Source organism: Streptomyces sp. NPDC048275, assembly GCF_040652275.1.
In the GTDB taxonomy this organism is placed as follows: Bacteria; Actinomycetota; Actinomycetes; order Streptomycetales; family Streptomycetaceae; genus Streptomyces.
Genome location: NZ_JBEZLR010000016.1, coordinates 68,099 through 79,519 on the forward strand (window position 1 = coordinate 68,099; position 11,421 = coordinate 79,519).

At 69.1% G+C, this 11,421-nt stretch carries 7 protein-coding genes; 4 read left to right on the top strand and 3 right to left on the bottom strand.

Going from position 1 to position 11,421, the window contains the following annotated elements; all coding sequences use genetic code 11:
* Nucleotides 1-27: 27 nt before the first annotated feature.
* Nucleotides 28-3,555 carry a methionine synthase gene (gene metH, locus AB0D57_RS12900; RefSeq protein WP_362070941.1) on the bottom strand — a complete coding sequence of 1,176 codons (3,528 nt, stop codon included), beginning with the start codon at nucleotides 3,553-3,555 and terminating at the stop codon, nucleotides 28-30.
* A 269-nt stretch (nucleotides 3,556-3,824) separates the two neighbouring features.
* On the opposite strand from metH, the gene AB0D57_RS12905 reads away from it, so the two are divergent.
* The 4 genes from AB0D57_RS12905 to AB0D57_RS12920 all read left to right on the top strand — a co-directional run bounded on the left by AB0D57_RS12905 (nucleotide 3,825) and on the right by AB0D57_RS12920 (nucleotide 9,042).
* Nucleotides 3,825-4,589, top strand: a complete 765-nt coding sequence (locus AB0D57_RS12905) for an IclR family transcriptional regulator (RefSeq protein ID WP_362070943.1) — start codon at nucleotides 3,825-3,827, stop codon at nucleotides 4,587-4,589.
* A 327-nt stretch (nucleotides 4,590-4,916) separates the two neighbouring features.
* A complete protein-coding gene (locus AB0D57_RS12910; protein WP_362070945.1) occupies nucleotides 4,917-5,705 on the top strand; it encodes an MIP/aquaporin family protein in 789 nt (262 codons plus the stop codon).
* Between the two features lie 155 nt (nucleotides 5,706-5,860).
* On the top strand, nucleotides 5,861-7,399 hold the full coding sequence (gene glpK / locus AB0D57_RS12915; protein ID WP_362070947.1) for a glycerol kinase GlpK: 1,539 nt from the start codon (nucleotides 5,861-5,863) through the stop codon (nucleotides 7,397-7,399).
* An 8-nt stretch (nucleotides 7,400-7,407) separates the two neighbouring features.
* Nucleotides 7,408-9,042 (top strand): glycerol-3-phosphate dehydrogenase/oxidase, encoded by a 1,635-nt coding sequence (locus AB0D57_RS12920; RefSeq protein WP_362070949.1) that lies wholly within the window; start codon nucleotides 7,408-7,410, stop codon nucleotides 9,040-9,042.
* Between the two features lie 114 nt (nucleotides 9,043-9,156).
* Here the strand turns inward: AB0D57_RS12920 and mtnK are convergent, their stop codons facing one another.
* Together mtnK and AB0D57_RS12930 are read right to left on the bottom strand one after the other, a co-directional pair.
* Nucleotides 9,157-10,326, bottom strand: coding sequence for an S-methyl-5-thioribose kinase (mtnK, locus tag AB0D57_RS12925; RefSeq protein WP_362070951.1), 1,170 nt, complete (start codon nucleotides 10,324-10,326; stop codon nucleotides 9,157-9,159).
* 15 nt (nucleotides 10,327-10,341) lie between these two features.
* On the bottom strand, nucleotides 10,342-11,382 hold the full coding sequence (locus tag AB0D57_RS12930; RefSeq protein WP_362070953.1) for an ABC transporter permease: 1,041 nt from the start codon (nucleotides 11,380-11,382) through the stop codon (nucleotides 10,342-10,344).
* Nucleotides 11,383-11,421: the final 39 nt, after the last annotated feature.

An 11,421-nucleotide genomic window follows, 5' to 3' on the forward strand; every position in this document is an offset into this window, starting at 1 on the left:
AGGGCAGCTCAAGTGGGACTAAACAGGCTAACGGGCGTTGAAGTACTTCGCCTCGGGGTGGTGGATCACGATGGCGTCCGTGGACTGCTCGGGGTGCAGCTGGAACTCCTCGGAGAGCTGGACGCCGATGCGCTCGGGCTCGAGGAGCTCGGCGATCTTGGCCCGGTCCTCGAGGTCGGGGCAGGCGCCGTAGCCGAGGGAGAAGCGGGCGCCACGGTACTTGAGGTCGAACATGTCCTCGACGGCCGCCGGGTCCTCAGCGGCGAAGCCGAGTTCCGAACGGACACGGGCGTGCCAGTATTCGGCGAGGGCTTCGGCCAACTGCACGGACAGACCGTGCAGTTCGAGGTAGTCGCGGTAGGAGTTCGACTCGAACAGCTGGGCCGTCTCCTCACCGATCCGCGAGCCGACCGTGACCACCTGCAGTCCGACCACGTCCCGCTCGCCGGACTCCTCCGGGCGGAAGAAGTCGGCCAGACACAGCCGACGCCCGCGACGCTGACGCGGGAAGGTGAAACGAGTGCGCTCGTTGCCCTGCTCGTCCAGGATGATCAGGTCGTCGTCCTTGGACACACACGGGAAGTAGCCGTAGACCACCGCCGCCTCGAGCAGGTTGTCCGTCTGCAGCTTGTCCAGCAGCCCCCGCAGCCGCGGGCGGCCCTCGCTCTCCACGAGTTCCTCATACGTCGGCCCGTCCCCGGCGCGGGCCTGCTTCAGCCCCCACTGCCCCTTGAACAGCGCGCCCTCGTCCAGCCAGGACGCGTACTCCTTGAGCGGGATCCCCTTGATGACGCGGGTGCCCCAGAACGGCGGGGTGGGTACCGGGTTGTCGACGGCCACGTCCGAGCGGACATGCCCCTCCTCCGGGCGCTCCTCCACCACGGTCGGGGCGGCGGCCCGCACCCGGCGCTGCTTCAGCTCCGGCAGCACCGCCCCCGGCACACCCCGCTTGACCCCGATCAGCGCATCCATCAGACGCAGACCCTCGAACGCGTCCCGGGCGTAGCGGACTTCGCCCTGGTAGATCTCGTACAGGTCCTGCTCCACATAGGCGCGGGTGAGCGCGGCGCCACCGAGGATGACGGGGTAATCGGCCGACAGACCGCGCTGGTTGAGCTCCTCGAGGTTCTCCTTCATGATCACCGTGGACTTGACCAGCAGCCCGGACATGCCGATGACGTCCGCCCGGTGCTCCGCGGCCGCCTCCAGGATCGCCGAAACGGGCTGCTTGATACCGAGGTTGACGACGTTGTAGCCGTTGTTCGACAGGATGATGTCGACGAGGTTCTTGCCGATGTCGTGGACATCCCCGCGCACCGTGGCCAGCACGATCGTGCCCTTGCCCTCCGCGTCGGACTTCTCCATGTGCGGCTCCAGATAGGCCACCGCGGTCTTCATCACCTCGGCCGACTGCAGCACGAACGGCAGCTGCATCTGACCCGATCCGAACAGCTCGCCGACCACCTTCATGCCGTCCAGCAGCGTCTCGTTGACGATGTCCAGCGCCGGACGCTCCTCCAGGGCGTCGGCCAGGTCCTGCTCCAGGCCGTTCTTCTCCCCGTCGATGATCCGCCGCTTGAGCCGCTCATCCAGCGGCAGCGCCGCCAGCTCCTCCGCCTTGCCCGCCTTCAGCGACTTCGTCGTCGCGCCCTCGAACAGCGCCATCAGCTTCTGCAGCGGGTCATAGCCCTCCGCACGCCGGTCGTAGATGAGGTCGAGTGCGGTGGTGACCTCCTCCTCGTTGAAGCGCGCGATCGGCAGAATCTTCGAGGCGTGCACGATCGCCGAGTCCAGGCCCGCCTTCACACACTCGTCGAGGAAGACCGAGTTGAGCAGGATCCGGGCGGCCGGGTTGAGGCCGAAGGAGATGTTCGACAGACCCAGCGTGGTCTGGACGTCCGGGTGGCGGCGCTTGAGCTCGCGGATCGCCTCGATGGTGGCGATGCCGTCCTTGCGGGACTCCTCCTGGCCCGTGCAGATGGTGAAGGTCAGGGTGTCGATGAGGATGTCCGACTCGTGGATGCCCCAGTTCCCGGTCAGGTCCTCGATCAGCCGTTCGGCGATGGCGACCTTGTGCTCCGGCGTGCGGGCCTGGCCCTCCTCGTCGATGGTCAGCGCGATCAGCGCCGCCCCGTGCTCCTGCGCCAGCCTCGTGACCTTCGCGAACCGCGACTCGGGCCCGTCGCCGTCCTCGTAGTTGACGGAGTTGATGACCGCACGCCCGCCGAGCTTCTCCAGCCCGGCCCTGATCACGTCGACCTCGGTGGAGTCCAGCACGATCGGCAGCGTGGAGGCGGTGGCGAAACGACCGGCCAGCTCCTCCATGTCCGCCACACCGTCGCGGCCGACGTAGTCCACGCACAGGTCGAGCATGTGCGCGCCCTCGCGGATCTGGTCGCGGGCCATCTCCACACAGTCGTCCCAGCGGCCCTCCAGCATCGCCTCCCGGAACTTCTTCGACCCGTTGGCGTTCGTCCGCTCACCGATCGCCATGTACGCCGTGTCCTGACGGAACGGGACCGTCTGGTAGAGGGAGGCGGCGCCCGGCTCGGGCTGCGGGGTGCGCGGGGCGGGCGCGACGTCGCGGACACGCTCGACCACCTGGCGCAGATGCTCGGGCGTCGAGCCGCAGCAGCCGCCGACCAGCGAGAGACCGTAGTCCCGTACGAAGGTCTCCTGCGCGTCGGCCATCTCGGGCGGGGTCAGCGGGAAGTACGCGCCGTCCTTGGTCAGGATCGGCAGGCCCGCGTTCGGCATGCACATCAGCGGCGTACGCGAGTGGCGGGCCAGATAGCGCAGGTGCTCGCTCATCTCCGCCGGGCCGGTCGAGCAGTTCAGGCCGATCAGATCGATACCGAGCGGCTCCAGCGCGGTCAGCGCCGCGCCGATCTCCGAGCCGAGCAGCATCACGCCCGTGGTCTCGAAGGCGAGCGAGCAGATCAGCGGCATGTCCAGGCCGAGCGCCTCCATCGCGCGGCGCGCGCCGATCAGACTCGCCTTGGTCTGCAGCAGGTCCTGCGTGGTCTCCACGATCAGGGCGTCCGCGCCGCCGGCGATCAGGCCCTCGGCGTTCTGCTGGTAGCCGTCGCGCAGGACGTCGTAGCCGATGTGGCCGAGCGACGGCAGCTTGGTGCCCGGGCCGATCGAGCCGAGGACCCAGCGCTGGCGGCCGTCCTTGGCGCCGAACTCGTCGGCGACCTCGCGGGCGATCCGGGCGCCCGACTCCGACAGCTCGAAGATCCGGTCGGCGATCTCGTACTCGCTCGCCGCCGAGTGGTTCGAGCCGAAGGTGTTGGTCTCGACGCAGTCGACGCCCACGGAGAAGTACTCCTCGTGGACGGAGCGGACGATGTCGGGGCGGGTGACGTTCAGAATCTCGTTGCAGCCCTCGAGATTCTCGAAGTCCTCCAGCGTCGGGTCCTGCGCCTGGAGCATGGTGCCCATCGCTCCGTCGGCCACCACGACGCGGTTGGCCAGAGCGTCGCGGAGGGCGTCGATACGGGTCCGGTTCTCGGCAAGCTCGGACGAAAGGGACGGGTTCGGCAACGAGGCCATGAAGGTGCTCCCTGGAGTGCGACGGCTGTCGGCTTTGCGCCTCCCATGGAAGACGCACGCCGTCAGCCTAGCCCGGAGCTCCGCGGAGGGTCAGGGGCGTCCACGGGACGGACGTGTGTGGCGCGTGCTACAGAGGCGCAAAGACAGACGGAGTATGTTGCGACGGCCCATTAGCGGGAGTTCGGCAACGAACGGTAGTGTTCGACATTGCCGAACGGTGGTAGCGAGTGCGCACGCCGTCGGTCGAAGGGGACGGAGGCAGCACGGCGATGGCACGGAACATCCAGTCGCTCGAACGGGCGGCGGCGATGCTGCGGCTGCTCGCGGGCGGCGAGCGACAGCTCGGCCTGTCGGACATCGCCTCCTCGCTGGGCCTGGCCAAGGGTACGGCCCACGGCATATTGCGCACCCTTCAGCAGGAGGGTTTTGTCGAGCAGGACGCGGCCTCCGGGCGCTATCAGCTCGGTGCCGAGCTGCTGCGGCTCGGGACCACCTATCTCGACGTGCACGAGCTGCGGGCGCGCGCCCTGGTGTGGACCGACGACCTGGCCCGCTCCAGCGGTGAGAGCGTCTATCTGGGCGTGCTGCACCAACAGGGGGTGCTGATCGTGCACCACGTGTTCCGGCCGGACGACAGCCGTCAGGTGCTGGAGGTCGGGGCCATGCAGCCGCTGCACTCCACGGCGCTGGGCAAGGTCCTGTCGGCGTACGACCCGGTGGCGCACAGTGAGGTCCTGGAGGCCGAGCGCAAGCCGTTCACGGTCCGGACGATCAGCGAGCAGGAGCAGTTCGAGGAGGTCCTCGATCTGACCCGCGCGCGGGGGTACGCCGCCGATGTCGAGGAGACCTGGACGGGCGTCGCCTCGGTCGCCGCGCCCATCCACAACCGGCGGCGCATGCCGGTCGGGGCGGTGGGCATCACCGGGGCCGTGGAGCGGGTCTGTGTGAACGGCGAGCTGCGTCCCGAGCTGATCGCGGCGGTGCGCGACTGCGCCCGCGCGGTGTCGCGGGACCTGGGCGCCGGGCGGTTCTGACCTCCATAGACAGCCGCACGCACGGAAGGCCGGTACGTCGTCGACGTACCGGCCTTCTGGCGTGCGCACCCAGGCCGAAGATCGATAACTCGCAGCGATCAATAACGATCGAGTTTTCGATAACAGAGCTCTTGACGCGCCGGTAACACGGAGACAAGACTCCCGTCCATCGGTCGGCATTGTCGAACACCTACCGGCAATACGCGCTAGAGTGTGACGACGCCATGGGCCGTATTGCTCTCTCCACGAGAGCACGAAATGAGAGCACGAACCACCGGAGGGACCCGGGGTTCTGCTTCCCCTGGACGAAGGACAAAGGAGTCGCGGGTGTCCAGCTCCGACATCTTCATCGGCGAGACCATAGGTACCGCCATACTCATCCTGCTGGGTGGCGGCGTCTGCGCCGCCGTCACACTGAAGGCCTCGAAGGCCCGTAACGCCGGCTGGCTCGCCATCGCCTTCGGGTGGGGCTTCGCCGTTCTGACGGCGGTCTACACTTCCGCGCCACTGTCCGGCGCGCACCTGAACCCGGCCGTGACGCTGGCCCTGACCATCGAGAACGGCGGCTGGGACGACCTGCCGGTGTACTGGGGCGGTCAGCTGCTGGGCGCCATGATCGGTGCCACGCTGGTCTGGGTCGCGTACTACGGACAGTTCCAGGCGCACCTCACCGATCCCGAGATCGTCGGCGGCCCCGAAAGCGAGGTCACCAAGTCCGTCGAGGCGGGAGAGAAGGGCGCGGGCCCCGTGCTCGGCATCTTCTCCACCGGTCCCGAGATCCGGAACGTGGTGCAGAACCTCGCCACGGAGATCATCGGCACCTTCGTGCTGGTGATCGCGGTCATGACGCAGGGCCTGAACGACGGCGGCAACGGTCTCGGCCCCCTGGGCGCCCTGATCACCGCGCTCGTGGTTGTCGCCATCGGTCTCTCCCTCGGTGGCCCGACCGGCTACGCGATCAACCCGGCCCGTGACCTCGGTCCGCGTATCGTGCACGCCCTGCTCCCCCTGCCCAACAAGGGCGGTTCCGACTGGAGCTACTCCTGGGTCCCGGTCGTCGGTCCGCTGATCGGCGGCGCGCTCGCCGCAGGCCTCTACAGCGTCGCTTTTGCTTAGAGCCTCTTCGCTCAGAGCCTCTTCGCTCAGAGCTTCCGAGGCGCCCGGGCCCCGCGCCCAGACGCCCTGGAGTTCCTTGAACCGCAAGGTTTTCCGAGCCGTAAGCAATACGCCGTAAGCCAGCCTCTTTCGTACGGAACCTTCAGGAGCACACCGTGACCGACGCACACACCGCCGGCCCCTTCATCGCCGCCATCGACCAGGGCACCACCTCGTCCCGCTGCATCGTCTTCGACCGCGACGGCCGTATCGTCGCCGTCGACCAGAAGGAACACGAGCAGATCTTCCCGAAGCCGGGCTGGGTCGAGCACAACGCGGCCGAGATCTGGACCAATGTCCAGGAGGTCGTGGCCGGGGCCATCGACAAGGCCGGCATCACCCGCGAAGACATCAAGGCCATCGGCATCACCAACCAGCGTGAGACCACGCTGCTGTGGGACAAGAACACCGGTGAGCCCGTCCACAACGCCATCGTCTGGCAGGACACCCGCACCGACGCCCTCTGCAGGGAGCTCGGCCGCAACGTCGGCCAGGACCGCTTCCGCCGCGAGACCGGCCTGCCGCTCGCGTCGTACTTCGCCGGCCCCAAGGCCCGCTGGCTGCTCGACAACGTCGAGGGCCTGCGCGAGCGCGCCGAGGCCGGCGACATCCTCTTCGGCACCATGGACACCTGGGTCATCTGGAACCTCACGGGCGGTGCGAACGGCGGCCACCACGTCACCGATGTCACCAACGCCTCCCGCACCATGCTGATGAACCTGCACACCCTGCAGTGGGACCCCAAGATCGCCGAATCCATCGGCGTCCCGCTGGCGATGCTGCCCGAGATCCGCTCCTCCGCCGAGGTGTACGGCGAGGTCACCGGCGGTCCGCTCGGCGAGCTGCTCGGCGGCATCCCGGTCGCCTCCGCGCTGGGCGACCAGCAGGCGGCCCTGTTCGGCCAGACCTGTTTCTCCGAGGGCGAGGCCAAGTCCACCTACGGCACCGGCACGTTCATGCTGATGAACACCGGTGACAAGGTCATCAACTCGTACAGCGGACTGCTGACCACCGTGGGCTACCGGATCGGCGACCAGAAGCCGGTCTACGCCCTCGAAGGCTCCATCGCCGTCACCGGCGCGCTGGTGCAGTGGATGCGCGACCAGATGGGCCTGATCAAGTCCGCCGCCGAGATCGAGACGCTCGCGTCGTCGGTCGAGGACAACGGCGGCGCCTACTTCGTGCCGGCCTTCTCCGGTCTGTTCGCCCCGTACTGGCGTCCGGACGCCCGTGGCGTGATCGCCGGCTTGACCCGGTACGTCACGAAGGCGCACATCGCGCGCGCCGTGCTCGAGGCCACCGCCTGGCAGACCCGTGAGATCAGCGACGCCATGACCAAGGACTCCGGCGTCGAGCTCACGGCCCTCAAGGTCGACGGCGGCATGACCTCCAACAACCTGCTGATGCAGACCCTGGCCGACGTCCTGGACGCCCCCGTGGTGCGCCCGATGGTCGCCGAGACCACCTGCCTCGGCGCCGCCTACGCCGCCGGTCTCGCCGTCGGCTTCTGGACCAACACCGAGGACCTGCGCGCCAACTGGCGCCGGGCCGCCGAATGGACCCCCAACATGGCCGCGGACGAGCGCGACCGTGAGTACAAGAGCTGGCTCAAGGCCGTCGAGCGGACCATGGGCTGGCTCGAGGACGAGGAGTAAGAATCCGCATGACCAGTGAGTCCACCCTGCAGACCGTGCCTGCCCTCGGTACGCACCCGGCCTCCGGCTCCGCTGCGTTCAATTTCAAGGCAGTGAGCCGCGCCGAGACCCGGGAGCAGCTTTCCAAGGCGACGTACGACCTTCTCGTGATCGGCGGCGGCATCCTGGGCATCTCCACCGCCTGGCACGCCGCGCAGTCCGGCCTCAGGGTGGCCCTGGTCGACGCCGGCGACTTCGCCGGCGCCACCTCCTCCGCCTCCTCCAAGCTGCTCCACGGCGGTCTGCGCTATCTGCAGACCGGCGCGGTGAAGCTGGTGGCGGAGAACCACTTCGAGCGCCGTGCGGTCTCCCGTCAGGTGGCCCCCCACCTGGCGAACCCGCTCACCTTCTACCTCCCCGTGTACAAGGGCGGGCCGCACGGCGCGGCAAAGCTCGGGGCGGGCGTCTTCGCCTACTCCGCGCTGTCGGCGTTCGGCGACGGCGTCGGCCACCTGCTCTCGCCGTCGAAGGCGGCGCGGGACGTCCCCGAGCTGCGCACCGAGAACCTCAAGGCCGTGGCCGTGTACGGCGACGACCAGATGAACGACGCGCGGATGGCGCTGATGACGGTCCGCGCGGCCGTCGAGTCGGGTGCCGTCGTCCTCAACCACGCCGAGGTGACGGGCCTGCGCTTCACCAGGGGCCGGGTCACCGGAGCCGACCTCAGGGACCGGACGAACGGCGCGGAGTTCGGCGTCGACGCGCGCCTCGTCCTCAACGCCACCGGCCCGTGGGTCGACCACCTGCGCAAGCTGGAGGACCCGAACGCGGCGCCGTCCATCCGTCTGTCCAAGGGCGCGCACCTGGTCCTCAAGCGCACCTCCCCCTGGAAGGCCGCGCTCGCGACCCCGATCGACAAGTACCGGATCACCTTCGCCCTCCCCTGGGAGGACATGCTGCTGCTCGGCACGACCGACGAGGAGTACGAGGGCGACCCGGCGGACGTCGCGGTCAACGAGAAGGACATATCCCAGATCCTGGACGAGGCCGCGTTCTCCATCCGCGACCAGCAGCTGTCCCGTGACCTGATCACGTACTCCTTCGCCGGTCTTCGCGTGCTGCCCGGTGGCCCGGGTGACACCGCGAAGGCCAAGCGCGAGACGGTCGTCACGGAAGGCCGCGGCGGGATGCTGTCGGTCTCGGGCGGCAAGTGGACCACCTTCCGGCACATCGGCCGTACGGTCATGAAGAAGCTGGAGTCGCTGCCTGGCCACCCGCTGGGCGAGGACTTCGAGCCGATCTCGGAGCTGCCGAAGAAGCTGCCGCTGCCGGGTGTGGCCAACCCGCGCGCCGTCGCGCACCGCCTCCTTGTCGACGGTCCGGCGCCCGGTCCGCGCATGGGCGCCGACACCGCCAAGCACCTGGCGACGCACTACGGTTCGCTGGCCTTCGACGTCGCGCGCCTGGCCAACGACAACCCGGAACTCGCCGAGCGCGTCCATCCGGACGCCCCGGAGATCTGGGCGCAGGTCGTCTACGCCCGCGACAACGAGTGGGCCGAGACCGCGGACGACGTGCTGCGCCGCCGTACGACGCTGACGATCCGCGGCCTGGCCACGGACGAGATACGCGCCAAGGTGCAGGACCTGCTCGACGAGAAGTAGGCGGTCCGAGCGGGCTTGAGGGGCGGCTCCCACGGGAGGAGCCGCCCCTCTTGCCTTTGTACGCCGGGACCGGCGGCGTACGGGCCTCGGATCCCGTACGCCGCCGGGGTTCTGTCAGGCCAGGGACCGGACCGCGGCGCGGACGTCCTCGGGGCCGGTGAACTCGGCACGCCTGATGATGAGTTCACGCCCGAGCAGCAGGGCGCGGCGGGAGGCTGGGACCGGGTCGGGCAGGGTGGTCAGGTCGGTGAGGTGGGCGAAGCCGATGACGCGGCGGACGATCTCCGCGCCGGCGAAGCCCAGGGACTCGGTCCAGACGCGGTCCAGGAAGCGGTCGAGGTAGGCGTCGTCGAAGAAGGCGTCGACCCGGGTCGGCCACAGGCGGCGGAACTCCGCCCTGAACGCGTCCCAGGACAGCCGGAGTTGGTCGCCGTGGTCGCCCTCGGCGCCGAGGGCGCTCGCGCGGGCCTGAGAGACGAGGGTGTTGGCCCAGTACAGGCCGAGGTCGAAGCCGATCGGGCCGACGAACGAGAACTCGGGGTCGAAAACCCGTACCACCGGGGCGCCTTCGCGGGCGCCCACCATGACACTGCCGGTGTGCAGATCGCCGTGCAGGAGGGCTTGCGCACTGGTCATGAAGAGGTGACGCAGCTCGGCGACCTCGGTGCGCAGCCGCGGGTCGGAGCGGAAGGCCGCGGCGAGGTCGTCGAGGCCCGGGTGCCAGTGGTTGTGCTCGTGCGCGAGGTACGGCTCGGAGAGGACGACGTCTTCGGTGATCTTGCACAACTCGGGGCTGACGGAGGCCGCGATCAACGCCTTGCGGTCGGCGGACGGCATGCCGAAGTCGCTGGTGGCGAAGGAGAGCTGGGCGACGAACTCACCGATGCGGCGGGAGGTGTCCGGGCCGTACGCGGCGCCGTCGTTGAGGACCGTGCGCAGCACCTGAAGGTCGGACATGTCCTCCATGACGAGGGCGTAGTTGTCCGAGTCGTAGCCGTGGATCGCCGGGATCTTGTCGGGGGCGACCTTGGTGACCTGCTCGTAGGCGCGGGCCTCCGCGTCGGCGCGCTCGGGGCTCATCGGCCAGGAGGGGCCCGCGACGCGCACCCAGGGCAGGGCCTGTTTGACGGCGAGGCCCCGGGTGCCGTCGGTGGAGGTGGCGAGGAAGACGCGGTTCATGTTGCCGTCGGAGACCTCGCGGACGTGGGGTTCGTCGGCGCCCCAGTGGCCGCGCTCGCGCAGGTAGCCGGCGATGTCCTCGGTCTCCAGGATGCGGTAGCCCATCGGGTCGGTACTCCCTTATGCGGTGCGGCGCTTGGACAGGGTGAAGCTGAAGACCAGGGCGAGGATGAGGACCGCGCCCTCGACGACGTCCTGGGTGTAGTAGGGCAGGCCCTTGATGGTCAGGCCGGTGGTGATGATGCCGATCAGGACGGCGCCCAGGGCCGTGCCCCAGACGTTCGGGCGGCCCCGGCCGAGGACCGAGGTGCCGACCAGCGCCACCGCGACGGCCTCGAGGAGCTGGGAGGTACCGGCGGATACGTCTCCCTGGCCGATGCGGGAGGCGAGGATCAGGCCGCCGATGGAGGCGAGGACGCCGGACAGGACGTACGCGAGGGCCCGGTACGCGCCGACGCGGATGCCGGCCAGGCGTGCGGCCTCCGGGTTGGCGCCGATCGCGTACAGCACACGGCCCCAGCGGGTGCGGGCCAGGAACACCCAGGCGATCACCGTCAGCGCGCCGAAGATCAGGACCGAGATGGGGATGCCGAGGACGGTGCCGCGGTCGATGCGCAGGAAGCCGTCGGTGAACTTGCCGGGCGCGGTGGTGCCGTCGGACTGGGTCATGCCGGGGGTGATGGACTGCCCGTCGACCAGGACCAGTTTGGTGCCCTGGATCACGAACAGGGTGCCGAGCGTGGCCAGCATGTCCGGGATCTTGAGGACGACGATCAGGAGGGCGTTGAGAAGGCCCACGAGCGCGCCCGCCGCGATGACGGCGAGGATCGCGACCGTGCCGACCTGGTTGTACGTGACCATCGTCTTCGCGGCGACCGTGACGCCGAGGCCGGCGACCGCGCCGACAGACATGTCCATGCCGCCGACGGCCATGGTGAGCGTGACGCCGAGGCCGAGGATGGCGGCGACGGAGACGTAGCGGAGGGTGTCGAGGAGCGTCGCCGAGTCGCGGAAGGACGGCTCGCTGATTCCGAAGTACGCGAAGAGCGTGACGGTGACGAAGATGAAGCCGTACTTGATGACGGCGTTCTGCACGCGCGGGCCGAGGGCGGGCGAGGACGGGGTCGCCGCCTTCACGGGCGTGCTCTGGGTGGTGGTCATGGCGTACTTCCTGGTGTGACCGGCATCGGGTGTGCGCCG

Excerpts from the sequence above, each read along its gene's own strand:
- metH (WP_362070941.1), bottom strand. The coding sequence starts at position 3,555 with ATGGCCTCGTTGCCGAACCCGTCCCTTTCGTCCGAGCTTGCCGAGAAC.
- AB0D57_RS12905 (WP_362070943.1), top strand. The coding sequence starts at position 3,825 with ATGGCACGGAACATCCAGTCGCTCGAACGGGCGGCGGCGATGCTGCGG.
- AB0D57_RS12920 (WP_362070949.1), top strand. The coding sequence starts at position 7,408 with ATGACCAGTGAGTCCACCCTGCAGACCGTGCCTGCCCTCGGTACGCAC.
- mtnK (WP_362070951.1), bottom strand. The coding sequence starts at position 10,326 with ATGGGCTACCGCATCCTGGAGACCGAGGACATCGCCGGCTACCTGCGC.
- AB0D57_RS12930 (WP_362070953.1), bottom strand. The coding sequence starts at position 11,382 with ATGACCACCACCCAGAGCACGCCCGTGAAGGCGGCGACCCCGTCCTCG.